The 26,898-nt window shown below is 63.7% G+C and carries 24 protein-coding genes and 1 pseudogene; 3 read left to right on the forward strand and 22 right to left on the reverse strand.

Annotated features, from left to right (window positions below; genetic code table 11):
* Positions 1-10: 10 nt before the first annotated feature.
* Positions 11-265, reverse strand: coding sequence for a transposase (locus B0G77_RS43895; RefSeq protein WP_208116513.1), 255 nt, complete (start codon positions 263-265; stop codon positions 11-13).
* A 167-nt stretch (positions 266-432) separates the two neighbouring features.
* Between B0G77_RS43895 and B0G77_RS43900 the strand changes: the two genes are divergently transcribed.
* On the forward strand, positions 433-684 hold the full coding sequence (locus B0G77_RS43900; protein ID WP_208116514.1) for a hypothetical protein: 252 nt from the start codon (positions 433-435) through the stop codon (positions 682-684).
* Between the two features lie 140 nt (positions 685-824).
* On the forward strand, positions 825-1,691 hold the full coding sequence (locus B0G77_RS44640) for a transposase (RefSeq protein WP_133665232.1): 867 nt from the start codon (positions 825-827) through the stop codon (positions 1,689-1,691).
* Positions 1,692-1,875: 184 nt separating this feature from the next.
* On the opposite strand, the pseudogene B0G77_RS28230 reads toward B0G77_RS44640, so the two are convergent.
* From B0G77_RS28230 to B0G77_RS28285, 13 genes and pseudogenes are all read right to left on the reverse strand, one after another.
* A pseudogene (locus tag B0G77_RS28230) lies at positions 1,876-2,080 on the reverse strand (IS6 family transposase); the annotation flags it as partial.
* Between the two features lie 366 nt (positions 2,081-2,446).
* Positions 2,447-4,405 carry a hypothetical protein gene (locus B0G77_RS28235; RefSeq protein WP_133665233.1) on the reverse strand — a complete coding sequence of 653 codons (1,959 nt, stop codon included), beginning with the start codon at positions 4,403-4,405 and terminating at the stop codon, positions 2,447-2,449.
* Positions 4,402-5,496, reverse strand: a complete 1,095-nt coding sequence (locus tag B0G77_RS28240) for a Gfo/Idh/MocA family oxidoreductase (protein WP_133665234.1) — start codon at positions 5,494-5,496, stop codon at positions 4,402-4,404. Before B0G77_RS28240 ends, B0G77_RS28235 begins: the two co-directional genes overlap by 4 nt.
* A gap of 3 nt (positions 5,497-5,499) precedes the next feature.
* Entirely contained in the window at positions 5,500-6,567 is a 1,068-nt protein-coding gene (locus B0G77_RS28245) for an ABC transporter permease (protein ID WP_133665235.1), read from the reverse strand.
* 11 nt (positions 6,568-6,578) lie between these two features.
* Complete coding sequence (locus B0G77_RS28250; protein ID WP_133665236.1) at positions 6,579-8,144, reverse strand: sugar ABC transporter ATP-binding protein; 1,566 nt, start codon at positions 8,142-8,144, stop codon at positions 6,579-6,581.
* Positions 8,141-8,800, reverse strand: a complete 660-nt coding sequence (locus tag B0G77_RS28255) for a DUF2291 domain-containing protein (RefSeq protein WP_133665237.1) — start codon at positions 8,798-8,800, stop codon at positions 8,141-8,143. Before B0G77_RS28255 ends, B0G77_RS28250 begins: the two co-directional genes overlap by 4 nt.
* An 83-nt stretch (positions 8,801-8,883) precedes the next feature.
* Positions 8,884-9,162 carry a substrate-binding domain-containing protein gene (locus B0G77_RS44645; protein ID WP_243751243.1) on the reverse strand — a complete coding sequence of 93 codons (279 nt, stop codon included), beginning with the start codon at positions 9,160-9,162 and terminating at the stop codon, positions 8,884-8,886.
* Positions 9,135-9,821 (reverse strand): D-ribose ABC transporter substrate-binding protein, encoded by a 687-nt coding sequence (locus tag B0G77_RS28260; protein WP_243751244.1) that lies wholly within the window; start codon positions 9,819-9,821, stop codon positions 9,135-9,137. Before B0G77_RS28260 ends, B0G77_RS44645 begins: the two co-directional genes overlap by 28 nt.
* A 74-nt stretch (positions 9,822-9,895) precedes the next feature.
* Complete coding sequence (locus B0G77_RS28265) at positions 9,896-11,140, reverse strand: ribulose-bisphosphate carboxylase large subunit family protein (protein WP_133665238.1); 1,245 nt, start codon at positions 11,138-11,140, stop codon at positions 9,896-9,898.
* On the reverse strand, positions 11,137-12,087 hold the full coding sequence (locus B0G77_RS28270; protein ID WP_133665239.1) for an SMP-30/gluconolactonase/LRE family protein: 951 nt from the start codon (positions 12,085-12,087) through the stop codon (positions 11,137-11,139). Before B0G77_RS28270 ends, B0G77_RS28265 begins: the two co-directional genes overlap by 4 nt.
* Before the next feature lie 24 nt (positions 12,088-12,111).
* Positions 12,112-13,140 carry an ABC transporter permease gene (locus B0G77_RS28275; RefSeq protein ID WP_133665240.1) on the reverse strand — a complete coding sequence of 343 codons (1,029 nt, stop codon included), beginning with the start codon at positions 13,138-13,140 and terminating at the stop codon, positions 12,112-12,114.
* Positions 13,137-15,608: an ATP-binding cassette domain-containing protein gene (locus B0G77_RS28280; RefSeq protein WP_133665241.1), complete on the reverse strand. Its 2,472-nt coding sequence runs from the start codon at positions 15,606-15,608 to the stop codon at positions 13,137-13,139. Before B0G77_RS28280 ends, B0G77_RS28275 begins: the two co-directional genes overlap by 4 nt.
* Positions 15,609-15,623: 15 nt before the next feature.
* The gene (locus B0G77_RS28285) at positions 15,624-16,652 is read right to left on the reverse strand and encodes an ABC transporter substrate-binding protein (RefSeq protein ID WP_133665242.1); all 1,029 of its coding nucleotides are present in this window, start codon (positions 16,650-16,652) and stop codon (positions 15,624-15,626) included.
* Between the two features lie 215 nt (positions 16,653-16,867).
* Here B0G77_RS28285 and B0G77_RS28290 point away from each other — a divergent pair, with 215 nt between their 5' ends.
* Positions 16,868-17,821: a LysR substrate-binding domain-containing protein gene (locus B0G77_RS28290; RefSeq protein WP_133665243.1), complete on the forward strand. Its 954-nt coding sequence runs from the start codon at positions 16,868-16,870 to the stop codon at positions 17,819-17,821.
* A 21-nt stretch (positions 17,822-17,842) separates the two neighbouring features.
* Here the strand turns inward: B0G77_RS28290 and B0G77_RS28295 are convergent, their stop codons facing one another.
* The 8 genes from B0G77_RS28295 to B0G77_RS28330 all read right to left on the reverse strand — a co-directional run bounded on the left by B0G77_RS28295 (position 17,843) and on the right by B0G77_RS28330 (position 26,758).
* On the reverse strand, positions 17,843-18,550 hold the full coding sequence (locus B0G77_RS28295) for a transcriptional regulator NanR (RefSeq protein WP_133665244.1): 708 nt from the start codon (positions 18,548-18,550) through the stop codon (positions 17,843-17,845).
* 42 nt (positions 18,551-18,592) lie between these two features.
* Complete coding sequence (gene oiaK / locus B0G77_RS28300; protein ID WP_133665245.1) at positions 18,593-19,975, reverse strand: 3-oxo-isoapionate kinase OiaK; 1,383 nt, start codon at positions 19,973-19,975, stop codon at positions 18,593-18,595.
* Positions 19,976-20,104: 129 nt separating this feature from the next.
* Positions 20,105-20,935, reverse strand: coding sequence for a phosphogluconate dehydrogenase C-terminal domain-containing protein (locus tag B0G77_RS28305; protein ID WP_133665246.1), 831 nt, complete (start codon positions 20,933-20,935; stop codon positions 20,105-20,107).
* Positions 20,936-21,017: 82 nt separating this feature from the next.
* The gene (locus B0G77_RS28310) at positions 21,018-22,361 is read right to left on the reverse strand and encodes an MFS transporter (protein WP_243751245.1); all 1,344 of its coding nucleotides are present in this window, start codon (positions 22,359-22,361) and stop codon (positions 21,018-21,020) included.
* A gap of 208 nt (positions 22,362-22,569) precedes the next feature.
* Positions 22,570-23,619, reverse strand: coding sequence for a porin (locus B0G77_RS28315; protein WP_133665248.1), 1,050 nt, complete (start codon positions 23,617-23,619; stop codon positions 22,570-22,572).
* 156 nt (positions 23,620-23,775) lie between these two features.
* A complete protein-coding gene (locus tag B0G77_RS28320) occupies positions 23,776-24,720 on the reverse strand; it encodes a betaine/proline/choline family ABC transporter ATP-binding protein (protein WP_243751246.1) in 945 nt (314 codons plus the stop codon).
* A gap of 4 nt (positions 24,721-24,724) precedes the next feature.
* Entirely contained in the window at positions 24,725-25,588 is an 864-nt protein-coding gene (locus B0G77_RS28325) for an ABC transporter permease subunit (RefSeq protein ID WP_133665249.1), read from the reverse strand.
* Positions 25,589-25,693: 105 nt separating this feature from the next.
* A complete protein-coding gene (locus tag B0G77_RS28330; RefSeq protein WP_133665250.1) occupies positions 25,694-26,758 on the reverse strand; it encodes an ABC transporter substrate-binding protein in 1,065 nt (354 codons plus the stop codon).
* Positions 26,759-26,898: the final 140 nt, after the last annotated feature.

Raw genomic sequence — 26,898 nt, forward strand, 5'->3', positions numbered from 1 at the left:
TGATACCCCACTACCTTTTGAGATTGTGAAACAGCGGTTCGATGCCCCATCGGCGCGCATACAGCCGCACGATCGCTTCGGCCGTCAGCTCGGTCTCGGTGGCCAGCAGCAGACGGGGCTTCGTCCACGTCTGCTTTTTGGTATCGAAGAACTGGCACCAGACGGCGCGCACGGGTGTGCCGTTGAGGAAGCGCGCCCGCGCCACCACCGAGCGCAGCCGGAGCAACTGCTCCTGACCATAGAGCGACAGGCACAGCTCGGTCACCGGCAAGGCCGCCAGCCCCGGCGGTCAGCCGTTCGCCATAGATGCGCTTGCGGCCGCGCCTGGGCGTCGTCTGTGCCACCGGTGGGAGAAACAATGCGGTGTCGACGCGCGCCTGACCGACCACGCGAATCTGACGTCGCAGCAAGGGCAATACCAGACGCGCGCGCATGAACCAGGAATCGAACAGCACACCGGACCGGCTTGTCGGCCACGCCTGCCAAGCCGCGCAGCAGCGCCAGCGCAATCAAAAGCTTGTTGCGGTTGCCGGTCGCCGGCACCAGGCGGGAGAGAATCGGCAGCACGAGTTTGGCGCCGCCATGACCGAGCACGCTCACCCCGACGGTGACCCAGCACTGCGCGAGCATGAACGTTGGCCGGTTGGTCTTGCGGGTTTTGTCGCGATAAGGGAATCGAGATAAGCGAAAGCGAAATACCGAGTACTGTTTACCAACTGGTTGCGGGTTTTTTCCAGCTGGCGGAATCGGTTGAAAGGCCCCCGGGCTTGGGTTCTACCCGCCTGGCACGAATCGGCTAGAATCCCGATGCTTTGAAGGTCGAAATGGCCGAAAGTCAGTCGTGGCAAGAGATTCCAACGAAATTGAGCGTCGGAGAGTTCGAGCAATTTGTCTGGCCGCATCTGAGCAAGGGCCGTCGCGGACCAGCGCGAAAGCTCAGCGCGCACGCGATTTTCAACTACATCCTGAAGGCGCTCTATCTCGGCTGCCAGTGGAAGGAGTTGCCCATCGAGAAGGATTGGCACGGCCGTCCCGAGATCGATTACACACGCATTTATCGCGCCTTCCGGCGCTGGGAATCGGACGGATGCCTTGATGCCATTTTCGAGGCTTCGGTGTTCAGGCTTCATGGCGATCACCGCCTGGACACGCGCATCATCCATGGCGATGGCACCACAACCGCCGCGAAGAAAGGCGGCGACAATCTCGGCTTCAGCGGCCACAAGAAGCTCAAGGGCTGCAAGGTGGTTGCCCTGTGTGACCGGAATTGCAACGTCATCGCGCCGTTCGTCAGAGCACCGGGCAATCGCAATGAATCACCGCTGTTACGAGAAGCGCTGCCGCGCCTCACGAGCATCGCCCGTGCGGTGGGGCTGGATCTGCGGGGCACGGTCATGAGCCTGGATGGCGTGTACGATTGCCGGCCCAACCGCAAAGCCATTTTCAATCGCGGCATGGTGCCTAACATCGACCCTAATTCGCGCGGCAGAAAAGGACCGAAGCGCGGGCGCAAGCCGCTGTTCGATCCGGCCATCTTTAAAGAACGGTTCAGGACAATCGAGCGGGTGTTCGCGTGGGAAGATAAGTTCCGGCGCCTGCTGCTGCGCTTCGAGCGACTCAGCCACCTGCACTACGCATTGAAAACCCTCGCGTACACGATGATCAATCTTCGGCACTACTGCCGAAGCTGATCACTTGCTTCGAGACCTTTGTTTCATCGCCGGCCATCGCGCCGTGGTCACGCTCGCCCGCAAGATGCCGATACCTTCGCACAACGACACACATGGTCGCATCGCACGCCTGGCCGCTGCGATTCCTTCCCATCCCATGGGCTTGTCCAACCGCGCTGCGCCGAGCCTGCTCGAAACGCGCAACCAGTTGCCAGCGATGTACGGTCGAATGATCAACCTCGAAACCGCGTTCAGCCATCATTTCCTCGAGGTTTCGCAGGCTCAGCGAGTAGGCCCACGTACCACCGCACACACAGCAGGATCACGTCCAGTGGATAGTGCAGCCGTTTGAGCACCTTGGCGACGCCAGACGGCAATGTCTTACGCGGTGTCTTTATGGTCTTGGCCATCGTGATCGTCTAAAATTTCCGTTCGCCGAATTTTACCTCAACGCCTTATTGCGACAGAACCTCCACGACTCCCTTGCCTTCAGGTACTGCGTCACCCGGTGATGCCGCCGACTGTTCTGTGAAAGATTCAGTACGGCGTGCGGTTTGAACGTTTGCGATACCTGGTGGTGCCCGTTATGGCCTTCTGTTCAGGCTTGGCTCTTGCGCGACGTATAGGAAAGCGCGTGTCGTTTCCGAGGGGATTTCCCCAGTGCCCGGCACGTCGGGGCAGCCTGAAGAGCACGAGTCGCGCACCGAAATCCACAGGCACTTATTTGATTACCTTACGCAAAAAGACCACAAGCCCTTGCATACAATGCACGAGCGTCAGAAAGGCCCCCCAATAACAAAAGCATACGGACGCAGCAACACCGGGCGAGTAAGCTCCACCGACGCGGCGCCCCGCATGGCGTCCGTCTGTCGCACCGTCTCCTCATCACTGGCAAACGCGTCGAGAGACACGTCCGCCCCATGAAGCGTCAGTCGCACCGTACGCGCGCGGTCAGTCAGATTGGCTACCACGACTCGAATGCGCCCCTGCGCGTCTCGCGCGGCGATGCATGCGATTGCGGACCGCTCCGCAGCCGCGACGGCGACAGGAAGCCTGTTCGATCCCGACATAGCGGCGAGCGCGCGGGCCACTGCATACATCGGATACCTCGTCACCCCATCGCTAACTTCTGCGAGACCTCGCTCTCCCGTCAACGCACCTAGCGTCAATGTGTCGATCTGCGCACCTTCCAGCGCCGCCGCGTAACCGGCGAGCCAAGCGCCCCCGAACAGCGCGGTCTGGCGCGGATCGAAGCCGGCCATCGTAATCCGTTCGCGGTGCGGGTTGGGCATCACGCGTGAGCCGTACGGATTCTGGCGCATGCCGATCGACACCGGCCCGATCGAGTAAGGCTGCTCCCCGACTAACGAGCGACATGATCGGGTGATGTGTGGAATGGCTTCTAGCGTCTGCATCACGCTACGATCGTCGGCCGCGTGGACGATCGGGCAGGTCGCGTGGGTCACCCAGTCCGCGAGTTCCAGCGGTGGACGCTTGCGATTGAGTTCGGTGAAATAGCTCAGCATCCCGCCGCCGATCCTGAGTCCGGGAAAGGCCGCGCGCGCGGCGCGATAGACGTCGTCGAGCGCGGGACATGGCGGGTTGATGCTGCCTGGCGGGTTCGACTGCCGGTGCACGGACGGACTGACCACGATGCCGACGATCTGCAGTTTTGCCGCCTCGATCAGCGCGGCCAGCGCGTTGAGTTCGCGGCGCGGTTCATCGATGCCGGGCAGCGCGCATTCGAGCACGGCCGCGATACCCGCGCGCCGCTGCAAGGCCGCGAACCGCTCCAGTTCGGCCACGCCGTGACCCGCCACCGGATCGAAGCTCAACGTGAGCTGCTGAGGGGCAAGCCCGGCCAGCAGTTCGGGATGCGCGAGCGCCGCGTCGATCTCGCTTGCGGAAATCGCGATACCGAGTGCCGGCATCGTTTCGACCGTTTCCTCAGCGAGGTCGAGCGTGATCGTCGCGAGGTCGTCGTGCGGCGGGATCGACGGCGCGCATGCGCTGCGCAGCAACGCCCCGCTCCGCTCCGTGACGCTCAGCGTCACGCTCTGGCGCTCCGTGGCTCCCGCTTCGAGCGCATAGGGCCAGGGCAACGCAAGCGGTCGCGAGTACGTCTTGAACGATGCATCGGACCAGTTACGCTGGTCTTCCATCTCGAACACGTCACCGGTGAATGCGCAGCGCACCGTGAGCCCGAATGCGAGATCGTGTTCGATCGCGCAGATGTCCTTGAACGGCTGCCATGGATCGATCAGTTCCGGAAACGCGGATTCCTCTCGGGTTCCGTCTGCATGGTCGACGCGCGCGGGCGCGCCCGCTACGCCGTCGATCGGATGCAGCACGCAGAATCCGCAGCGGGCCGTCAAAAAAGCATCCTGCGCGGTCACGGATGCGTCGAAGCGCAGCACGCCGTTCGCCGCGCAGACAATGCCCAAATCGTAGTTCAGCACCTGTCCGTCAGGATTCGCACACTGTGCCCGATAGGCGATCCGAAAGCCGCGCTTGCCCTCGTCGAGTTCGACACCCTCCAGCAGCGGGCGACAGGTCCCCCAGTCCTTGTCGCGAACCAGGAACGCGACTGAGCGGATCACCTCGACATCGCGATAGCGGATCTCGCGCAATGCGCCGCCGACCAGCAGCGCGGACCACGGCCCGGCCCGCACGCATCGTTCGTGTTCCCTGCTCTGCGTCGTGCCGTAGCGAGCCATTGCGACGTCCACGCTCATTGGGCCTCCTTCGCGGCCCCGCCGAGCAGGTCCGATATGTCGATGCTGCGTGCTTCGCGCGCTGACAGATAAGTCGCCTCGACGAGCGCGAGCGTCGCGAGGTTGTCGCGCCCGCTGGTCGCCGGCTCGACGCCGCGGCGCAGGCAGTCGATCCAGTGGGACTGAATGCTCGCCACGCTGCCCTGGATCGCCTGCCACGGCGCGCTCGTCCATGACAGCGCGGGCGGCGTTACATCGCGCACTTCTGTTCCAGCACCGGTATGAAGCTGCAACTGATAGTCCGCAAACAGACGCAACGTGCCGCCCGAACCATCCACTTCGACCAGCGTTTGCGGAAACAGCTCGCGCGGCAGCCGCGTCGCGTAACTGCAATCGACGATACTGTTCACGCCCCGCTCATGACTCAGCATGATCGTCGCGACGTCCTCGCCGTTGATCGCCGGATTCACGCGCGATGTGCTTGCGTACAGCCGCTTCACGTCGCCGAACAGAAACCGCGCGATATCGAGCAGATGAATGCCAAGATCCTCGACGATGAAGCGCTCGCCTTCGGCCAGATACGGTTGGCCGCTGAACACGTCGAACCCCGAGCGGAACGACACCCGTCCCCAGAACGGCTGGCCGATCTCGCCGCGATGCAAGGCCGCGCCGACTATCTGAATCGCGCTTTGCCAGCGGAAGTTCTCGTGAACCATCAGCGGCACGCGCGCCTTGTTGCACGCGTCGACCATCGCGCGGGCATCGTCGAGCGAGCGCGCGAATGGCTTCTGACAGATCACCGCGACTTTGGCCCGCGCGGCAAGCTCGACGAGCGCTTTGTGGCTCGCCACCGTGGTCGCGATATCGACGAAATCGAGCTGCTCGCTTTCCAGCAGCGCGGCCGCATCCGTATAAAGACGCTCGATGCCGAACTCGCGCCCGGCCGCATGCAGTCTCGTTTCGTCGGCATCGCACAGCGCGACGATACGCGCCTGCCCAATCTCGCGCCACGCATGCAAATGATTACGCGAGAAGAACCCGCAGCCGATCAGCGCACCTTTGAACACTGTCTGCTCCCCGTTGGAAATGGTCTGCGTGCCCGCTTCGCTCATTGCTCAGGCTCCCGTCGCGGCCTGCTTCTGCAGCGCGAAGCGCTGCTGCACGCGCCACTGGATCTGGTCGACGACCACGGCCGCGACGATCACGACGCCCTTGATCACGGTCTGCCAGAACGCGCTGACGCCCATCATAACGAGCCCGTCCGACAGAATCCCGATCACGAACGCGCCGATGATCGTGCCGCCGATCTTGCCGCGCCCGCCCGACATCGAGGTGCCGCCAAGCACGGCCGCCGCGATCGCGTTGAGTTCGAAGGTTTCCCCGCTCATCGGATGCGAGGCGACCAGTTCCGACGCGATGATCAGGCCGACGATCGCCGCGCACAGCCCCGAGAACATATAGACGAACATCTTCACGCGATTGACCCGCACGCCGGACAACTGCGCCGCGCGCTCGTTGCTGCCGACCGCATAGATCTGGCGGCCGAGCGGCGTGCGTCCGGCGATATACGCGGCGATCGCGCCTACCGCCACCAGCAGCCAGATCGTCAACGGAATCCCCACGATCGTTGCCGAGCCGATGATCGGAAAGCCGGTGGTGCCATAGTCCGGATCGCCGGTCAGATTCGGAAACGTCTCGCCGTTCGACGACAGCAGCGCGGCGCCGCGCGCGATATACAGCGTGCCGAGCGTCGCGATGAACGGCGCGACGTTCAGGCGTGTGATCAGCAGCCCGTTGATCGCGCCGACCGCGACGCCGGTCAGTAGCGCGACGACGATCACTTCGGGCACGCTCAGGTACAGCGTGTACTCGTCGCCGAGCGGAATGCCATGCAGGATCAGCCCGCCCGCCACCATGCCCGACAGGCCGACGATCGACCCCACCGACAGGTCGATACCGCCCGCCACGATCACGAACGTCATGCCGATCGCGAGAAAGGCATTGAGCGCGACGTGGCGAGACATGATCAACAGGTTTTCCCAGCTCAGGAAGTTGTGCGCCGCGAACGAGAAGAAAATCACCACCGCGAACAACGCGATGAACGTGCGCAGTTTTAGCAGCAACAGGAGCGGCGCCTCGCTCAGGCTCGCGCCCGGTGCCTCACCCTTCAAGATGATTGCCATCCGGTTCTCCCTCATGCAGTGATTGTGTGACTGGATGCCGTCGCGCGGGCGGTACGATGTCCGATCGCCGAGGCGGCGACGAGCGCGTCCTGGGTTGCCTCCGCCACGTCGAATTCGGCGGTCAACCGCCCGTTCGACATCACGAGAATTCGGTCGGACAGCGCCATCACCTCTTCCAGATCCGACGTGACGAATAGAATGCCGAGACCTTTCACGGCCAGATCGCGCATCACCTTGAAGATGTCCGCCTTCGCGCCGACATCGATGCCGCGGCTCGCCTCGTCCATCAGCAGCACGGTGGGCGTGGTCATCAGCGCCCGCGCGATCACTACCTTCTGCTGGTTGCCGCCTGATAGCGAGCTGACCGGCAGCCGCCAGTCCGCGACCTTGATCGCGAGTTCGCGGATGTACTGGCCGATCGAGCGCTGCTCGCGCACGGAGTTGAGGTGAAAGCCGCGCGCAAATTCCGCGAGGCTCGCGATCGTCATGTTCTCCCCGATCGACAGGACCGGTAGCAGCGCATCGGTCTTGCGATCCTCGGGAATCAGTGCGATGCCCGCCGCGACTCGGGCCGCCACCGGCTTGCCCTGCAGCGGTTTGCCGTTGAGCACGACCGCGCCGCTCGCCTGGCGGTGACAGCCGAGGATGCATTCGAACAGCTCCGAGCGGCCCGCGCCCATCAGCCCGTAAATGCCGACGATTTCGCCGGCATGCAGCGTCAGCGACACATGATCGACCGTGAAGCCGTGGGTCTTGCCCGGCAGCGACACGTCCCGCACGCACAGCACCTCGTCGCCGCGCGCATGACCGATCGGCCGCGAGAAATCCTCGGTGTCGCGGCCCACCATCTGACGCACGATCCACGGCACGTCGACCTGCGCCATCGGTTGATGGCCGGTGATACGGCCATCGCGCAGGACGGTGATGTAGTCGCCGATGCGGATCAGTTCCTCCAGCCGGTGTGAGATGTAGACGATCGCCACGCCTTGCGCTTTCAGCTCGGCGATCACCCGGAACAGCACGTCGACTTCGGCCGCGCTCAGCGCCGAAGTCGGTTCGTCGAGAATCAGCACGCGCGCGTCGTGCGCAAGCGCCTTCGCGATTTCGACGAGTTGCTGCTGGCCGATGCGCAGATCCTCGACAAGCGTATCCGGACTCAGATCGAGTTCGAGACGCGCGAGCAGCTCACGCATACGCCGCCGTTGCGCGTCGATGTCGATGTGCACACCAGCACGCGTGAGTTCGTGCGCGATGAAGACGTTCTCGGCAATCGACAGATTCGGAAACAGATTCAGTTCCTGATAGACGATGCCGATGCCCCGCTGCAACGCTTGCGCACTGCTTTCCAGCTCGATCGGCGCGCCGTCGAGCATCAGCAGTCCCGAGGTGGGCTTCTCGGCGCCCGCGATGATCTTCATCAGCGTGGATTTGCCCGCGCCGTTTTCGCCGACCAGCACGTTCACGGCCGCGCGCCGCACCGCGAAGTTCACTTCCTTCAGCGCGATCGTGCCGGGATAGACCTTCGTCACCGCCTCGACCTGCAAAATCACCTCGTCCTGTGCAGGGGTCGCGCTCATGGTTGGTCTCCCGGTGCGATCGCAAGCGGCACCACTTCGGGCTGTTCGGCCGACGAATCGTACGAGAACGCACCGGTCACGGTAATTTCCTTGCCCTTCAGACCGTCGCGCGGCAGCGGTTTCATCATATGCGCGGCGGCATAACTGTTCAGCGCGGTGCCGAACTGCGCATATTCGATCTGATTGCGAAAGCTCTCGAACGAGACGAAATCGAGCGTGTCGCGTAGCGTGGTGCCCAGCACCGTCGGGCCGATGTCAACCACCACGTCGACCTTGCCGTCGCCATCGACGTCGACGCCGACCGTACCCTGGCTCGACTGGGTGTCGACTTCGACGATCCTGCCGTGCAGTTTGATCGGAAAATTCCACGGCGCGCTATCGTCCTTGCCGCGATAGCCGTACTTGCGCCCCGCCGCGTCCAGGTCCGCCTTGATCGCGTCGCGCAACGCCGGGTAGTCGGTCGCGCGCTTCTCGACGTCGGGCACGATCTTCGTGCTCCACATCGACGCGACCATCGCGTTCGGATCGTAGCCCGCGGATGCGTACGCATCGCGCGAATGTTTCGACGACTGCGCGTCATGCTTGACCAGTTTGCAGCCGGTCAGGGCACCGCTCATTGCGATGACGATGAGCGCGCCGCAGATGCAACCTCTCATGGTTCACCTCATGCCACACCGATGGAACAGCATGTCGCGCCGCGCCGCGACGATGCCCCCGGCATCCTCGCGGCGCTCGGCAATCAGCGCAGCGCGAACATGTCGAGCTTGGCGGCGTTCGCCTTGGTGATCAGCGTGCAGTTGATCAGCTGCTTTTCGGGCTTGCCGGTCGAGCCCGTCTTCAGATACTTGTCCGCCTGTTCGACCGCTTCGTTGGCGGCCAGCGCGGTCGGTTGCAGCACGGTCGCGCGGATTTCGTCGCGCTTGATCGCGTCGCGCACGTCGTTGCTGCCGTCGAAGCCGACCACGATCACGTCGGGCCGCTTTGCCGCCTTCAGTGCCGCCGATGCGCCCATCGCCATCGTGTGTCGTTGCCGGCGATCACACCCTTGATGTCCGGATGGCTCTGCAGGATCGTTTCCATCACCTGATACGCTTCGGTCTGACTCCAGTTCGCCGATTGCCGCTCGACCATCTTCAGGTTCGGGAACTGATCGATCACGTCGTGATAGCCCTTCGAGCGGATGCCCGCATTGATATCGGACTCGCGCCCGACCAGTTCGACATAGTTGCCCTTCTCGCCCAGCGCCTTGACGAACGCGCGGCCGCCGAGTTGCGCGCCCTGATAGTTGTTCGACACGATCTGCGCGACCGCGATGCCGGTCGCGTTGATTTCGCGGTCGATCAGGAACGCCGGAATGCCCGCGTCCTTCGCTTTCTTGACCGCCGAGATCGACGCCTCGGAACCTGCGTTATCCAGCACGATCGCCTTCGCGCCCCGCGCGATCGCGGTGTCGACCAATTGCGACTGCTTGTTAGCGTCGTCGTCGTGAACCAGCACGATAGTGTTGTAGCCGAGCGCCTTCGCGCGTGCATCCGCGGTATCGGCTTCGGCCTTGAAGAACGGATTGTCGTGCGACGGGGTGATGATGGCGATCAGGCCGGCCGCCTGCGCGCTCGTCGTACCGACGAGCGCCAGGGTGGCCAACGCGAGGGCGAACAACTGCTTCGATGCTTTCATGGTCTGTCTCCTGTGTGATTCGTTATCGAGTACAGCTACATCAAGCACTGCATCTTGCTCATCTGCTCATCTGTTCACTTCCAGAATTCCAGCGCACCCGCCAGCGCGCGGCTGCGCTCGGCATGACGCTCGAGCGGCACACCTTCCATCGCCGCGATCCACGCTTCGCGCAATGCCTCGACGCCCGCGGCCACGCCCTGTGGATGACCGAAGATGCCGCCCCCCGCCGTATGGATCAGATCCGCGCAGCCGATTGCCGCATACGTGTCCGCCGCCTGCAATCCGGTCTGTCCCGAACTGAACACCGGCATCGCACGCATCGGCGCTGCGTCCATCGCCGGCGCGAGCACCGAGCGAGCGGCCGCGATTACGCTTTCGTCCGATTCGCTGAACTTGTTGCGCAGGCCGTTCACATGCAAATGATCCGCGCCCGCCAGACGCCATAGCTTTTGCCACGGCGCGTAGTCCCAACCGAGCGCCTCGCTGCGCGTCAGATAGCCCCAGCCCGCGCGATGCGCGTGAATCGGCAACTGGCTATGGCGTCGCAATTCATGAAGCCCGACGAGGCCGATCGAATTGAGTACCGCCATCACGCAGGTGCCGCCTTCGGCCAGCACGAGATCGTGACGACGCTTCATCTGGTCGAGCTCACCGGTCACGTTGAACGCGACCATCACCTTCTTGCCGGTGCGATCCGCATGCTCGTTGACGACCCGCATCACCGCGCGCACGCGCTCGTCGAACGGGCAATGCGGACCGTCGCCCTGTAGTTCGTCATCCTTGATGAAATCGATGCCGCCCGCGACCAGCTCCTTCACCTGCCCGGCGGTTTCCTGCGGCGACAAGCCCACGCTCGGCTTGATGATCGTGCCGATCAGCGGGCCGCGCGTGACCCCGGACAGCCGGCGAGTCCCTTCGATGCCGAACGCGGGCCCCGGATAGGCGGCCGCGAACGACGCCGGCAGTTGCAGATCCTTGAGTCGCAAACCCGACACCTGGCGCAGCTCGAACAGGTTGCCGGCGATCGTCGACATCAGATTCGGCAGCGAGGCGCCGAAGTTTTCGATCGGCCACGACAACTCGAGCAAGCATTGCGTATAGCGTTTCGCCTGCACGCCCCCTGTCAGACTAGGCGTGTCGCTGTAACCGAGCACCTCCAGACGCTCGACCCGCGCGCCGGAGCGCGCTTTCAGTTCCGGCGTCTCGTTGGGCAGCGCGATAAAGGTGCCGCTCGACTGCTCGCCGGCAATCACGTCGGCGGCCTGCTGCGGGTCGACGCCGGTTTCCAGCCAGTAAGTCGCGTGGATGCGTTCGGTCACGATGTGCTCCTTGATGATTCGTGTTCGGATGAAGCGGCCGGTCTGCGTGCCCCGGTGACAGGCAGCCTCACCGCATAGAGCGAGGTGGTCGCGCAAATGAAAAGCTGATTGTGTTGCGGGCCGCCGAACGCGACGTTCGCGACGGGTTCGGGCGTAAGGATCTTGCCGAGGAGCGTGCCGTCCGGGTGGTAGCAATGCACGCCGTCCGCCGCGCCTGCCCACAGCCGTCCCGCGCTATCGAGACGCAATCCGTCGAACATGCCGTTCGTGCAGCTGGCGAATACCTCGCCGCCGCGCAGTTCGTGCCCGCTGACGTCGAAAGCGCGGATATGACGCGGCCCTTCCTTCACATGGGTGACGCCGCTGTCGACGATATATAGCCGCCCTTCGTCCGGGCTGAATGCGAGACCGTTCGGGCGGATGAAGTCATCGGCGACGATCGCGCATTCGCCGCTGTGCGCGTCGATCCGGTACACATGGCACGCGCCGATTTCCGACGGCGCGGCATGGCCTTCGAAGTCGTCGTCGATGCCGTAGGCCGGATCGGAGAACCAGATCGAACCATCCGACTTCACGACCACGTCGTTCGGACTGTTCAGGCGCTTACCCTGATAGTGAGACGCGAGCGTCGTCACGCTGCCGTCGTGCTCGGTGCGAGTGAGTGAGCGCGAGCCGTGTTCGCAGCGCAGGACACGCCCTTCGCGATCAAGCGTGTGGCCGTTCGCATAGCGCGCTGGCGTGAGGAATACGCTGACGCGGCCGTCGGTTTCGTCCCAGCGCAACACGCGATCGTTCGGGATATCGCTCCACAGCAGATAACGGCCCGCCGGCACGTACACCGGTCCTTCGGCCCAACGGCAGCCGCTGTATAGCCGGTGCACGTTCTCGCTGTGCCGTACGCAGCGGCCGAAGCGTTCGTCGAGTTCGACAAAGTCACGCTCTGACATAGCCGGGTCGCTCCAAAGTGCCGCTCAAGCCGCCGGACGCGTCATGCCGCCACTCGCCGGCGGCGTGGCCGAACGAGCTTTGCGGATCGAGCGGCGCAGCGCGCCGCCACCCGCCAGCGCGAGCACGGTGATGATCACGACGCCCTGCACCACATCCTGAATACCCGGCGGCAGGCCCGCGATCTGCATGGTCGTGACGACCAGCACCAGCAGCATGCTGCCGAGCAGCGTGCCGAGCGGCGTCGCCGAGCCGCCGAAGATCAGCGTGCCGCCGAGCACCACCGCGCCGAGCGATTGCAGCAGATAAGGCTGGCCCATTTCGAGGAACGCGCCGCCCACATAGCCGCCCAGCAACAGACCCGCCACCGCGGCCAGCACCGAGCTGGTGAAGAACGCGCTCGCGGTCACCCGCGCCGTGCGTACACCGGCGAGCCGCGCCGCGCGCACGTTCTGTCCGACCGCGGACAACATGCGGCCATACGCGGTGTATCTGAGGATCGCGCAGAATAGCGCGGTCACGCCGATCGCGACCAGCACGATCAGCGGCATCCCGCCGATCCGGCCGGTCGCGATGAAGTGAATCGCGGGCGCGACCTTGAAGCCGGGGATCGCGCGATTGGCGAGCAGCGTCGCGGTCGCGAGGATGTAGCCGGTGGCCAGCGTCGCGATGATCGCCGGAATCCGGCATAGCACGACCAGCGCCGCGTTCACCGCGCCGACCGCGAGACCGAGTCCGAGCGTCGCCGCGACACCGGCCACGAGCCGCGCGTCGCTGCCGCCCATCACGATCAGCGCGAGATAGGCGGACAGCGTCATCACGCTCGCGATCGACAGATCGATGTTGCCTCGCCCAGTGGTCACCACCGCCATCTGGCCGAGCGCGCACAGCGCGAGAAAGGAACTCGACACCGCGACGCCCGACAGCGAGCTGACGCTGAAATTTCTGGTCACGACCGACAGCGTCAGCCACAGCAGCACGACGGCAAGCGCGGCCCACGCCCAACGGTTGCGCGCGGTCCAGTCCGCCAGTTGTCTCGAAGTTGAGCGCTTCATTCTTCACTCCCGTTCCGGCTGACCAGCGCACGCAGCGCGAGGATCACGACCAACAGCGCACCCTGCACGGCCGCATTGAAATCGGAGCTGACGTTCAGCGTGCCGAGCAGCGCGCCAATCAGTGCGAGCGCGACCGAGCCGGCCACCACCCCGGCCGGCGAGATGCGTCCGCCCATCAGGCTGCAGCCGCCGATCACGACACCCGCGACGCCGAGCAGCGTGTAGCTCGAGCCGGCATTCACGTCGCTCGCGGTGTTGATCGCGGTGAGCGCGAGGCCCGCGGTGACGATGAATGCGGCGGCGAGCACGTAACGCACCGCTGCATAGCGCGGCGCGGACCAGCCGGCGCGCGCCATCGCGACCGGGTTGTTGCCGAACGCGCGCAGCGTGACGCCGAGCGGCGAACGGTCGACAGTCCAGGCGGCGAGACCGGCGACGACGATCAGCACCAGCGAAGTCGGCACGCCCGGCACCTGCCACGTGAACAGCGCCGACAGCCATGCGGGGCTCGCGCCACCCGGCGTCGGTTGCAGCGTATGGCCGATGCCCATCCAGATGAACGACGCACCGAGCGTGATCACGATGGCAGGAATCCGTCGCGCCTGGATCAGCCAGCCGAGCGCGCTGTAGGTCGCCATCGCGGCGACGAGGCTGACCACGCCGAGCGCCGGCTGGTCGAACAGGAGCGTCGCGCTCAAGACATTCACGAGCCCCGCGAACGCGCCCGCGCCGAGGTCGATCTCACTACCGCCGACCACGAACATCTGCCCGAGCGCGACCAGCACGAGCGGCAAAGCCGGGCCGAGTAGCAGATCGAGGCCGAACACACCGGCGGTGGCAGGGTTCGCGAATATCATCGCGGCGAACACGATCGCGAGACTGATGAACGGCGCCATCTGCACGACGCGCCGGGCGAGCGCGCCGGTGCCCACGCGCGAGGTGACGGACGCCGAGGCCGTGCTGGACGGCTGCACGAACGACGCATCGACGACGGCCTGCTCGCTGATGCCGGTGCCCTCCAGTTTGCGCACCACGCGGCCGCCGGCGAACACGAGCACCCGGTCGCATTCGAGAAATTCGAGGTCTTCGGTCGAATGCCACAGCACCAGCCGGCCCGAGCGCGCGACCTCGGCGACCAGCCGGTAGAAGTCGCGCTTGGCCGCGATGTCGACGCCACGTGTCGGATCGTCGAGCAGCACGATCGGTGCGTCGGAAACCAGCGCGCGGGCCATCAGCGCCTTCTGCTGATTGCCGCCGCTCAGATCGAGGATGCCCGATGCGAGACGGCTCGCATCCAGCCGCAACTGCGCTGCGGCGTTCGCCGCGATGTCGCGCTCGCCCGCCGGCGTGATGAGGCGAAACGGCGAGCCCGCTGCAAGACTGCCGATCGAAATATTGGAGAGCACCGTCCACAGCGGAAACACGCCCTCGCGCTGGCGGTCGCCCGACACGAAGCTGACCGCGCCGATGCGTTCGACCTTCAGCGCATCGCGTCGCGCGGCCGCAAAAATCTGGTGCAGCACCTCTTTCTGACCGCTGCCTTCGAGACCCGCGAGCCCGACGATCTGGCCGCGCCGAAGCTCGATCGGGTTGCTGCCGGCCGCGCCGCCGGCGAGGCGCAGGCAGACATCGGCGGTGAGACCCGTGTTGCCCTCAGCAGTCGGCGCGTCGCTCGCCTCGCTCAGCGCGGCGGCGGCTTCGCCGCCCATCAGGCGCACCAGCACCGGCACCGATGCATCGGCGACCGGGCCTTGCCATTCGAGCCGGCCATTGCGCAACAGCACCACGCGCGTCGCCACGTCGACGATCTCGTGCAGCTTGTGGCTGATGAAAATAAACGCGAGCCCTTCGACTGCCTTCGCATGAATGTAGGCACGCAGTTGCCGGCTGCGCTCCAGTCCGAGCGACGAGGTCGGCTCGTCGAGGATTACGAGCTTCACGCCGGGCGCGGCGACGGTGCGGGCGATCTCGACCATCTGCCGCTCGCCGATCGGCAATTGTCCCGCTTCGGCGTTCACGTCGATGCCGTGGCCGGGGAACACCGCGTCGAGTGCGACGCGCGCGCGCTCACGATACACGCGGCGCCAGCCAGGCCGCGACCACGCAGCTTCCGGCGCTTCCAGATAGAAGTTTTCCGCGACCGACAGGTTCGAACACAGCGACAGCTCCTGATGCACGATGCGAATCCCGCGCTGCTGCGCAATTCCCGCATCGTATGCGCTGCCCGCCGGCGCTTCGTCGCCGAAGTCGATCGTGCCCGAGTCGGGCGGCGTGGTGCCGCACAGCATCCGCATCAGCGTGCTCTTGCCGGCGCCGTTGCCGCCGACCAGGCCGATCACGTCGCCGCAGGTCACCGCGAGCGAAATGTCGTCATTGGCGCGCGTCGGCCCATAAACCTTGGTCAGATTGCTGGCGCGGACGATGAGCCGCGCGCGGTTCTGCAACTGCACCGTATCCTCGCGGTTCATCACACGTCCTCCGCGTTACTTGCTGGCCAGCAGATTCTTGTCGACCCAGACCTGGGTGTAGGTGGGGCTGATGATCATCCCCGACGGACTGTTCACGAAGTCTTTCAGGTTGTCCTGGGTGACGGTGGCCACCGGCATGATCATCTTCTTCGGCGGCTGCGCGCCCTTCACGAGCGACAGGCCCAGGTAGAACGCCGCCGCGCCGATGCCGGGCGTCGTGTTCATCGAGATCGTCGTGTAGCCGTTCTTCTTGTTCTGCGCGTCCCACCATTTGATGAAGTCGGTGCTGCCGCCGCCTTCGATGACCGGCATTTTGTCGCGATACTGGCCGCCGTACTGCTCGAACGCCTGGGCGATGCCGAAGTCGTCACTGCCGCCCTGGCCGAGCACCGCATCGACGTGCGGCAGACTCGGCAGCACGTTGGCGATCGCCGACTGCGCGACCGACGCGGTCGCCTGCCCGTACACGGTCGCGACGACCTTGACGTCCGGGTAGCGCTTCAGCACTTCGATCTGCGCGTTGTACATGTCGTTGTCCGGTGCTGAGCCCTTCACGCCGCGCACCTGGATCACGTTGCCCTTGCCGCCGATCTTCTTCATCACCCACTCGGCTTCCTGCTTCTTGTAGCCGGTGAAGTCGAAGTTCAACTGATAGTTGCAGGGCGCGCTCGCGACCGAGTCGAACGACACGACCTTGATACCGGCCTGACAGGCCTTCTGGATCATGCCGTTCATCGCGGTCTCGGAGGCCGCATCGACGGCGATCGCATCGACCTTCTTGAGGATCAGTTCGGCGATCTGACTGTTCTGCTGCGCGACCGAGCCGTCACCGTTGACGACGATGTAGTCGGCGATCTTGCCTTCCTGTTTCGCCTGCTTCGCGGCCGCGTCGAACGAGTCGACCATCTGATGCCGCCAGGTGTTGCCGTAGTAGGCATTGGCCAGCGCGATCACCGGTTTGTCCGGTGACGCGACGGCGTTCGGCGCGAGCGTTGACACAAGCGCGAGAGCGCCGAGCGAGGCGGCGAGCGTTCTGAGTTGCATGTCTGTCTCCTGATTTTCGACCCGTCGCCGATGCCCGGCGAGGACTGTTCGAATGTGTGCATTCGTCTTGTTTGTGAATGCACTTTAGTCACGCGAGAACGGCGGGACAATCGATTTGTTCTCGGCCAGCTGTGAGAAAATCTCATACGAGACAGAGAGAACCCGTACAAGGTTCCGTGCCGACAGAGCTTCCCTCCACGGACAAGGAGACATTCATGCACACCCCGCGCCCCTCCCTGAACGCGTTGCGCGCGTTCGAAGCCGTTGCCCGGTTGCGCAGCATGACGCTCGCCGCGCACGAGTTGTGCGTGACGCACGGCGCGATCAGCCGGCAGATCAAAACGCTGGAGGAAACGCTCGGCCTCACGCTGATCGTGCGCTCCGCCCAGGCATCCGATCCGACGCCCGAAGGCGCGCGCCTCGCCGAGGGGCTGAGCGCCGCGTTCAATCTGATCGATGCGAGCATCGAGCAGTTGAAGCCCGAACCGCTGACGCTGTCGTGCTCGGCGTCGGTGATGATGTACTGGTTGATTCCGCGCATTGCGGGCTTTCATCAGCGTTATCCGCAGACGGAATTGCAGTTCAACATGAACTACGACCAGATCGATTTCGTGCGTGACAAGATCAGCGTGGCGATCCGCGCGAACACGATCGAACCACCCAAAGACGCGCTCACGCGTCAACTGATGGACGAATGGATTGGCCCGGTCTGCTCGCCCGCGTATGCGAAGGAGCACGGCCTCGCGACGCCACGCGATCTGGAACGCGCCGCGCTGCTGTCGACCAGAACGCGCCCCGAAGCGTGGTCCGACTGGTTTAGCGCGACCGGACTCGACGCGGTGCCGCAGGAATCGGCCGGCGCCTACGAGCACTTTTATCTGCTGATTCAGGCGGCCGTGTGCGGCCTGGGCATCGCGCTCGTGCCGCAGATGCTGGTGATGAACGACCTGATCTCTGGCAAGTTGTGCGCGCCGTTCGGCTTCGTGCGCGGGCCGCGTCAGCTGGTGCTATGGGTCGCGCCACATTTGCGCGCGCATGCGGAGGTCAAGCAGTTGGAGCAATGGCTCACTGCGGAGATGAACGAAAGTCTGAAAGAGATGATCGCGTTTCTGGCGACGACGGACATCGCTGACGCGCCAGGCGCCGCGCACTTGCACGCGCCAGGTTGAGCGTCGGATGAGCGCGCCGCGTTACGACAGGATCCGCTTGCCGTACAACGCGTTCGCGCGGCTCAGATGGACGTGCATCGCCTGCGCGGCGGCATCGCCGTCATGGCTTGCGATGGCCTCGACGATGCGTTCGTGCTCCGCGAGTGTCAGTTGCTCGGCGCCGGGCGCACGCACCATCGGCCGATAGTATTCGGCGGCCCAGCGAAAAATCGATTCGACGATGGACGGATAGATCGGATTGCCGGCAATCGACGCGATCTCACGATGAAACGCCATATCGCACTCGACAAACGCATCGCGGTCCGCGAGCGCCGCGCGTTGTTCCTGCACCTTCGCGCGCAGGCGTTCGATATCGGCGTCGCTTGCGCACTCGGCGGCCATCCTGGCGGTGCCGGTTTCGAGAAAGAGCCGCGCTGATTTCAAGTGATCGAGCATGTCCGGCTGCGTGCGCAGCAGATGCATCGTACCGACCGCGATCTGCGCAATCAGGCTCTGCGCGGTGGGCACGACGACCCGCGCGCGCTCGCCATGCGCGATTTCGACGATGCCCGCGCGCTCGAGCGTTTGCAGCGCCTCGCGGATAGCCGGCCGGCCCACGCCGTAGGTTTCCATCAGTTCGCGCTCCGATGGCAGTTGCTCGCCGGGCGCGACCTGGCCCGACTGGATGCGCTGCATCAGCCGGTCCAGCACCTCCTGATATAGCTTGCGCCGCTGAATCGTTTCGGCCATTCCTGTTGCTCGCGTCGATGACTCGCGTCGAAGAAACCAGCATTATTCCAGAAGACGCCCCTCCCGCACCGAGCCGAAAAACGACGCCGCCCCGACCTGACCGCCCTTCAGCGCGATTTCGAGGCCATCGCGCGCAGGATCGTCCGACCATGCGCGGCACAGCGGTGAGCCGGGCGCCATGCCCGCGGCGACGCTCAACGCCGAGATGCCGAGCCGGCTCGCCACTTCGCCCGAGCTGTCGCCACCCGCCACCACCACGCGCGACACCGCTGTGCGTTCGAGTGTGCGCAGCATCACGTCGGCGAGCGCCTCACCGACGCGCCGCGCCGCTTGCGAGCGCGCGAGCGACACGCGTGCGGCGAGGTCGTCGAAGCCGAGCACGTCGGGATCGTCCGGCCCCTCCGCGCTGAACACCAGCGAACTTTGGCCGCGCGATAGTGCGTCGACGGCTACCTGCACCGCGCGCTCGACTTCGGCGTCGCGCGTGTTGGCATCCAGCGCGCGCCGCAGATCGAGCCGCTCGACGCGAAAGCCATGCTCGCGCGCCCAACGGATCTGCCCGGCCGTGACCGGCGAGCAGCTGCCGCTGACGGCGGCGATCGCATCGACGGGGCCGGCCACCGGCAGAGAGGGCGTTGCCGGCACGAGCCCGCTCGCGCGCCAGTGCGCTGCGAGCGCATACTGCAAGCCCGACGACGACGCGGTGAAGACGCCCGCGCCGCGCTCTTCCCAGACGAGTCGCCCAGCCGCGGCAAGCGACGCCTCGTCGAGCACGTCGATCAGCACGACGGCGGGATCGTCCCGCATCAGCGTGTGCAGCTTCGCGGCGGCATTGGGCGCGGCGAGCTGCACGAAGTCGATGAGCTCGATATTGCGTCGCGTCTGCCGCGCCAGATGCATGCGCAGGTCGGCTTCGTTCATCGGCGTGACCGGATGGCGCGACATGGTCGGATGACGATCGAGCCGATAACCGATGCCATCGACTGCTGCGAACAGGTTGCCGAACGCCTGATAACGCTTCAGGCGTGGCGCGCCGACGACCATCGGCGACCACCTGCCCCGCATGTGCTGAACGCCGATATCGATCGCACGGCCGATCGAGCCGGTCTCCGGCGACGAATCGAAAGTCGAGCAGACCTTGTACTGGAGGATCGGCGCGCCGAGCGCGGCGAGACTCGCAAACGCGCGCGGCAACTCATCGTCCATCCATTGCGGACCGCGCCCGCGCGACGATCCAGCGAGCCCCACGCAACGCACGCCCGGAAAGCGCGCGAGCAGCTCGGGCGTCGGTGCGTCGAGGCATAGCAGCGTCGGCACGCCGGCGGCGGTCATGGCTTCCATCGCGTCGGTCGATCCGGTGAAATCGTCGCCGTAGTAGGCGAGCAGCAGGCCGTCCGGCCAGCGGGCGTCGGTGGCTTCGCTCATATCTTTTAGCACTCCAGCGCAGTGTTCAGCGCCCGATTGAGTTCGGCGTGCGCTGCGGGCGGCACGCCTTTGCTTGCCGCTCGCGCGGCGTCGCTTAATGCTTCCAGGCGTGCGGCCACGCCATCGCGATCACGTAATGCGGCGAATGCTCTCGGCGATCTCGGCGTGGTCGAACACGTTCTTCCAGTCATCGCGCATCAGACGCGGTTTGCCGAACTCGATCGCCTTGTTGCATGCATCGGAGAACGCGCCGGGAATTTCGTTGAAGATCACCGCGGCCAGAATGTTCATATGGCCGAGCAGGAAGTCGCGCGCGGCCTGCTCCGGCACGCCGCGTTTCACAGTTTCGTCCATCGCTTCGCGCATCACGTATAGCAGCGTCGCGCAAATCGTTTCCGACAGACCAGGTTCGAGAATCGCCATCTGATCGACGCTCAAGCGATACGCACGCAAAATCGGTGCATAGATCACCTTCGCGACTGCTTCGCCGAGATCGAATGCTTCCTCCGGGCCCTGCATCAGCGCGCTGACGACCGACTGCTTCGCGTGCGCACCACCGAAGTGATCGTGCAGCGACTTTTCGTCGGTGTCGTAGTTGAAGATGATCGGATGGCACGGATGCGCGACGAAGTACGTCAGGTCTTTGCGATCAGGCAGATGGCCGGCGAACGGTGCGGCCGCATCGAGCGTCATCACCATCGTGCCGGGGCGCAGCTTCGGCGCGATTTCATGGCTCAACCTGCCAATCAGCGTATCGGGTACCGCGAGAATCACGACATCGGCGCCGTCGAGCGCGGCATCCGCCGCGACCACGTCGATGCCGAGTTCGTCCTTCAGACGCTTCTGTCCCGCCTGTCCTGGCTCGACGTGCGCGACACGGTAGTCCGATATCAGCAGGTTACTCGACAGGCGCACGCCCATCTTTCCACCCGCGCCGAACAAGGCGATTTTCTCCTTCATTCCAACTCTCCTTCAACAGTCGATGTGAGCCGGAACGCGTGGCCCCGGGAACGTGAATCGGTGAATCATCAATGGATGACCGTCAGTGTGCTTGCGCCGGCTCGAGCGACGCGCGGGTGCTCGTGCGGCCGATCGCCAGCGCGAGCACGGCAGACATCAGCATCATCGCGCCGACGATCAGCATCGGCAGTTGATACGAGCCGCTCATGTCCTTCGTGACGCCCGTGACGTACGGCGCGACAAAGCCCGCGACATTGCCGACCGTATTGATCAATGCGATGCCCGCCGCGGCCGCCGCACCCGACAGGAAGCGTGCGGGCAGCGCCCAGAAATTCGGCAGCGCGGCGAAAATCGCGCAGGCCGTGACGGTGATGACCGCGATGCTCGCGGTGGGCGAGCCCATTTGCAGCGCGAGCGGCACGGTCAGTGCGCCGATCAGCGCCGGCACCGAGATGTGCCACGAGCGCACGCCACGCCGTGTCGCGTTGCGGCTCCACAGGAACAGCACGAGCGCCGCCGGCAGATACGGAATCGCGGTGATCAAGCCCTTCTGGAACACGTTGAAGTGGGTGCCGAAGCGCGTCTCGAAGCCGCCGATGATCGTCGGCAGGAAGAACGCCAGCGCGTACAGGCCGTAGATCAGGCCGAAGTACATCAGCGAGAACATCCACACGCGGCCGCTGGTCAGCGCGGTGAGCGGATTGCCGTGCTGCGCGAGCGCGGCTCTTGCGCCCTTCTGCTGTTCCTCGGCTTCGAGCTCCGCGATGAGCCAGTCGCGCTCGGCGGCGCTCAGCCAGCTAGCCTGCGACGGCTTGTCGGTCAGATAGAACCACGCGACCACGCCAATCAGAATCGCGGGAATCGCAACGCCGAAGAACATGATGCGCCAGCCGGCCAGCCCGAACAGACCGTGTGCATCGATCAGCAAGGCGGCGACCGGCGCGCCGATCACGATCGTCAGCGGCTGCGCGAGATAGAACAGTGCGAGGATATGACTGCGGTGCCTCGCCGGCACCCACATGCTCAGGAACAGGATCGCGCCCGGGAAGAAGCCCGCTTCGGCCACGCCGAGCAGAAAGCGGAGCGCATACAGACCGCTCACGCTGCTAACCCACGTGAACAGCAACGACACGATGCCCCAGGTCACCATGATGCGGGCGAGCCAGCGCCGCGCGCCGAACTTGTGCAGCGCGAGATTGCTGGGAATCTCCAGCACGATGTAGCCGATGAAGAACACCCCCGCCGCGAGGCCGAACTGGGCGGCGGTCAGGCCGAGATCCTTGCTCATCCCGTTGGGTCCGGCGAACGAGATCGCGGTCCGGTCGAGAAAGTTGATGAAGAACATCAGAGCGACGAACGGCACGAGTCGCCACGACACCTTTCGAATGGCCGACCGTTCGACGGCCGCCGGATCTGCAACGTTCACGTGTCCTCCCGCTGTGCTGGATGGCCTAACTGGTGTGATGAGTAGACCATCGCGAGCGGGACCGACGACATTGGCGTAAACACCCTGTCGCTGCGATTTTTTCTCACAGCGAGGTGACAAAAGCTCCTGGAGGAGCCGAATGCGTAGCATGCAAAGGTTTGAGTCGAGGCTGCATGCGTACGATTGCGGCGCCGTCCGCGTATCTCCCTCAGAACTTGTGACGAATCCCGACGCGTACGGCTGTCTGCACATCGGTGCCCGACGGCGAGCCCAACGCCGCTTGTGCCTGCGCACTAAAGCCGTGGTCGTGGGCCAGAGTGCCAACGAGGTAGACGTCCGTGCGCTTGGAGAGGAAGTAGTCCGCGCTGAGTATTAGTTGATTTGCGCTGCCGACGTCATTGTTACGCGTTTGATATTGCAGCCCCCCGCCGAGCGACAATGCCGGCGTTACCTGATAGCTGGCTCCACCTTCGAACGTCGTCGCGCGAGGCCTGTTCCCACTCGATAGCTGCACATCGGTCACATAGCCAAACAGGCGCGCCTTGCCGATGTTATAGGCGGCACCCGCTGCATATTCGACAGAGTTATCGGAAGGCGTCACGTCATGAATCGACATATAAGCCAGTGCCGCGCTGAACGCCCCGTTGGCATAGCCCACATAGAAGTTGCTCGAGCTATTCTGGCCCATCGAACCAGCCACATTGCCAAATCCGTACATTGCGCCAAACGTAAAGCCACCGATAACCGGAGACTCATATTTGACCGCGTTGTTGACAAGATCGCCCCACACCCGGTTATCGAGGGCATACCCTCCCGATGCGTAGGTCGGCAGGCTCCAGCCCAGCAAACCCGCCGGGGTATTGGCAGCAATGGCGTACGCGGGGAAATAGTAACCAATGAAGTCATACTGACGCCCCAAAGTGACGGCACCCCAGTTTCCCGTCAAGCCAACGAACGATTGCAGACCAAATTCCGCACCACCTGCCAGCAACGCACCCGTACCTACGTCAAACTCGTTTTCCAGAGTGAAAATCGCCTTCAGGCCCCCGCCGAGATCTTCGACTCCGCGCATTCCCCATCGGCTCGATTGCGCCACCCCGGACTGAAATTGAATGGCCGCTCCCTTACCCGATGAAGAATCCACGCGATTGGTATAGGTAACACCCGCGTCAATCAACCCGTAGAGCGTGACGGATGATTGTGCCCACACAGCCCCGCAGCTCAAGGTGGAGAGCATCGCAATTACTATCTTTTTCATTATGTACTCCTGCTTTATAAAAATAAGAAAAATCGCGGCTTTCTGCTGGGCACTCCGATTCGCCCATATCTCGATCAACGGGCAGATCCGCAAAAGGTAGAAAGATCTTTCGATTGAGTTTGTCACCGAGAGACGCAACGCTTCTCCAAGTCATCGTCAACGCGCTTCCACGAAGCGCCGTACGTAGTCGTTTGCCGGTGCGTTGCAGATTCCCTCGGGCGTTCCCACCTGGATAACCACGCCATCCTTCATGATCGCGATTCTCGAGCCGATCTTCATCGCTTCGTCGAGATCATGCGTAATGAACACAATCGTGCGCCGCAGCTGGGCCTGCATGTCCAGCAAGATGTCCTGCATTTCTCCGCGAATCAGTGGGTCGAGTGCACTGAATGCCTCGTCCATCAGCAGCACGTCCGGCTCGGAGACGAGCGCCCTCGCAAGCCCCACGCGTTGCCGCATGCCTCCCGATAGTTCGTCCGGATATTTGCGCTCATATCCTTTGAGTCCGAGCCGGCCATTGATCCATTCCCGCGCCACGTTTTCGGACTCGACTTTCGGGTCGCCACGTATCCAGCGGCCAAACACCACGTTCTCGAGCACGGTCTTGTGTGGCAGCAGTGCGAAGCTCTGAAATACCATGCCGATGTGATTGCGCCGCATCTCGCGCAATGCACGTGCCCCGAGACGCAATACATCGGTGCCACGAAACAGCAGTTCGCCCGAATCTGGCTCGATGAGACGGTTGAAGTGGCGCACAAGCGTGGATTTTCCTGACCCTGACAATCCCATGATCACGAAGATTTCGCCTTCACGAATGGACAGCGACACGTCGCGCACGGCTACATTGCAAGCAGTCTGCTGAAGGATTTCGTCTTTCGACATACCAGCGCAAGCCAACGCGATCGCCTCCGCGGTGTGCCCGCGATGGGGACTAAATACTTTATATAAGTGGCGCAACTCGAGGATCGGCACACCCGCCACATTTCCAGCCGCTTCGCGGGAGCCGCCGGTTTCGACGAGAACGGCGGCATCCGTACGGGACGCAATGCCCGCCTCCGCTTCAAGCGGCGGATTCATCTTGCAAAGAGTAGAGGATGTCATCTGTTTATTTCCGAACTTGACGGCGGGCGCGCTTGCCTACGCCGAATGACTGGGTGATGCGATCGAACACAATGGCGAGAATGACGATTGCAGCGCCGGCGAGAATGCCCTGTCCCATGTCGAGGTTGTTGATGCCGGACAGTACGTCCTCACCGAGCCCACGGGCGCCGATCATCGATGCAATGACGACCATCGCGAGCGACATCATCACCGCCTGGTTCACACCCGTCATGATCGATGGCATCGCGAGCGGCAACTCGACCGCGATAAGTTGTTGCCACGAAGTTGCCCCGAAGGAACGAGAAGCTTCGACGACATCCTCCGGTACCTGACGCAGACCAAGATCGGTAAGTCGCACGAGCGGAGGGAGCGCGTAGATCATCGTGGCAAAAATCGCGGGTACCCGGCCGAGACCGAATAGCATCACGACCGGAATCAGGTACACAAATGACGGCAGGGTTTGCATCATGTCGAGCACCGGATTGAACACGCGAGCGAGCACCTGGCTGCGGGAAATCGCGATGCCAGACGGAACACCGATAATCGTGGTCAGGATCAACGCCGTCACCATGATCGCGCACGTCGCCATGAGCTTGTCCCATAGACCAAGGCAGCCGATCACATATGTCAGTGCCATCAGCAGAACCGCGAGGCCGACACGGCGAGCCCCCAGCCACGCGATTGCGCCAATGATTGCGATGATCACGATTGGGGGCGCTGCCTTCAGCGTTGCCTCCACCGGATTCAATGCATAAGTCAGCAGTACCGCGCTGACACGGTGAAACACGTCGCCATACCGGGCGACAACGCCGGTAAAGAATTGATTGATCGCGTCGCTCAGATCGAGCGTATAAAAGATACCGTTCACTGCGTTTCCCTTCACTTGTAGGGCCGTTGCGCGCGGGCCTCACAACGACCGTCCGCGAGCCGGATTGGATAAGCCCGCAGCACAACCCGGCTGCGGGACTGCACGTCACTTCAGACTTGCCTCGACCTTTTGCGCAGTCGCGGCTGGCACCCAATTGGCAACGACCGACGGATTGGCCTTCAGGAAGTCCACTGCGGCCTGACGGGGCTCAACCTTCGACGTCGCCATCCGCGCAATGGTGGCGTTGAGCGTGCTGATGGAAAACTGCATCTTCTGGAACAGAGACAGCAGCGCAGGATCAGTGTCTGCCAGCGAATTGGAAACGACCACACGCAAGGACGTCGGCGGCGAAGCAGAGCCACACGGGTTCGGATCCTTGCTCCCGTTGATGGTCTTCCAGCAGGCCGCGTTGTAGGCGGGCTCCTCGAGCTTGACTGCGTGGAAACGACCGAGGATGGTCGACGGCTCCCAGTAGTAGAACAGGATCGGCTTGCCCCGCGTATAGGCCGATTCGATTGCCGCGTCGAGCGCCGGCCCGGATCCTGGATGGAAGTCCGTGAAGTCCGCGCCGATCCCGTAAGCCTTCATCTTCTGCTCGGTGTCGGACTCGCATTGCCACCCAATTGGGCAGTTATACAGCCGGCCATGAGAGGGGTCTTCCGGATCGGCAAACACCGACTTGTAGCGCGGCAAATCGGCGATGCTCTTCAGATCCGGAGCGACCGCCTTGATCCCGCGGGCGGCATCGCCCTTAATCACATAATCCGGGACGTAATAACCCTCCACGCTGCCGCCGTTGACGAGCGAGCCTACGATCTTCACTCGTCCGTCCTGTGCTGCCTTCTCATACGCCGGCGTGCGCCCTGCCCAGTATTCGACCATCACGTTCAGGTCGCCGGTAGAAATCGCCTGCAACGCAATCGCATTCGTCGCTGTCATCAGGTCCGTCTTGCAGCCGTATCCCTTCTCGAGAACATAACGAACGACCTCGGTCATGAACTTCGCGCTGTCCCAGCCCATTTCCGCGAACTTGACCGGTTTGGCGCCCGTACACCAGGAGGACTGGGTTAGGTCCGCTGCGTGCGCGTGTGAGCCCATCATCCCGGTCGCCGCGATAGCGCAGGCGGCAAGCGTACCCGCCACTTTCGATGGGAGAATCCGTTTGAACATGTTCCACTCCGCCCAATGATTGACTTGAATTCCCGGCTTCGCCGTTACTATCAGTGACGCGGCCGGGAGAAAAGATCATTTGATGAATATCAGTCTCTATAGAAAAAGCGGGCTGACGCCTCTACTGCTACGGCGATCGC

It is taken from the genome of Paraburkholderia sp. BL10I2N1 (assembly GCF_004361815.1).
Lineage (GTDB): Bacteria > Pseudomonadota > Gammaproteobacteria > Burkholderiales > Burkholderiaceae > Paraburkholderia.

Excerpts from the sequence above, each read along its gene's own strand:
- B0G77_RS43900 (WP_208116514.1), top strand. The coding sequence starts at position 433 with ATGAACCAGGAATCGAACAGCACACCGGACCGGCTTGTCGGCCACGCC.
- B0G77_RS44640 (WP_133665232.1), top strand. The coding sequence starts at position 825 with ATGGCCGAAAGTCAGTCGTGGCAAGAGATTCCAACGAAATTGAGCGTC.
- B0G77_RS28235 (WP_133665233.1), bottom strand. The coding sequence starts at position 4,405 with ATGAGCGTGGACGTCGCAATGGCTCGCTACGGCACGACGCAGAGCAGG.
- B0G77_RS28240 (WP_133665234.1), bottom strand. The coding sequence starts at position 5,496 with ATGAGCGAAGCGGGCACGCAGACCATTTCCAACGGGGAGCAGACAGTG.
- B0G77_RS28245 (WP_133665235.1), bottom strand. The coding sequence starts at position 6,567 with ATGGCAATCATCTTGAAGGGTGAGGCACCGGGCGCGAGCCTGAGCGAG.
- B0G77_RS28250 (WP_133665236.1), bottom strand. The coding sequence starts at position 8,144 with ATGAGCGCGACCCCTGCACAGGACGAGGTGATTTTGCAGGTCGAGGCG.
- B0G77_RS28255 (WP_133665237.1), bottom strand. The coding sequence starts at position 8,800 with ATGAGAGGTTGCATCTGCGGCGCGCTCATCGTCATCGCAATGAGCGGT.
- B0G77_RS44645 (WP_243751243.1), bottom strand. The coding sequence starts at position 9,162 with ATGGCGATGGGCGCATCGGCGGCACTGAAGGCGGCAAAGCGGCCCGAC.
- B0G77_RS28260 (WP_243751244.1), bottom strand. The coding sequence starts at position 9,821 with ATGAAAGCATCGAAGCAGTTGTTCGCCCTCGCGTTGGCCACCCTGGCG.
- B0G77_RS28270 (WP_133665239.1), bottom strand. The coding sequence starts at position 12,087 with ATGTCAGAGCGTGACTTTGTCGAACTCGACGAACGCTTCGGCCGCTGC.
- B0G77_RS28275 (WP_133665240.1), bottom strand. The coding sequence starts at position 13,140 with ATGAAGCGCTCAACTTCGAGACAACTGGCGGACTGGACCGCGCGCAAC.
- B0G77_RS28280 (WP_133665241.1), bottom strand. The coding sequence starts at position 15,608 with ATGAACCGCGAGGATACGGTGCAGTTGCAGAACCGCGCGCGGCTCATC.
- B0G77_RS28285 (WP_133665242.1), bottom strand. The coding sequence starts at position 16,652 with ATGCAACTCAGAACGCTCGCCGCCTCGCTCGGCGCTCTCGCGCTTGTG.
- B0G77_RS28290 (WP_133665243.1), top strand. The coding sequence starts at position 16,868 with ATGCACACCCCGCGCCCCTCCCTGAACGCGTTGCGCGCGTTCGAAGCC.
- B0G77_RS28295 (WP_133665244.1), bottom strand. The coding sequence starts at position 18,550 with ATGGCCGAAACGATTCAGCGGCGCAAGCTATATCAGGAGGTGCTGGAC.
- oiaK (WP_133665245.1), bottom strand. The coding sequence starts at position 19,975 with ATGAGCGAAGCCACCGACGCCCGCTGGCCGGACGGCCTGCTGCTCGCC.
- B0G77_RS28305 (WP_133665246.1), bottom strand. The coding sequence starts at position 20,935 with ATGAAGGAGAAAATCGCCTTGTTCGGCGCGGGTGGAAAGATGGGCGTG.
- B0G77_RS28315 (WP_133665248.1), bottom strand. The coding sequence starts at position 23,619 with ATGAAAAAGATAGTAATTGCGATGCTCTCCACCTTGAGCTGCGGGGCT.
- B0G77_RS28320 (WP_243751246.1), bottom strand. The coding sequence starts at position 24,720 with ATGACATCCTCTACTCTTTGCAAGATGAATCCGCCGCTTGAAGCGGAG.
- B0G77_RS28330 (WP_133665250.1), bottom strand. The coding sequence starts at position 26,758 with ATGTTCAAACGGATTCTCCCATCGAAAGTGGCGGGTACGCTTGCCGCC.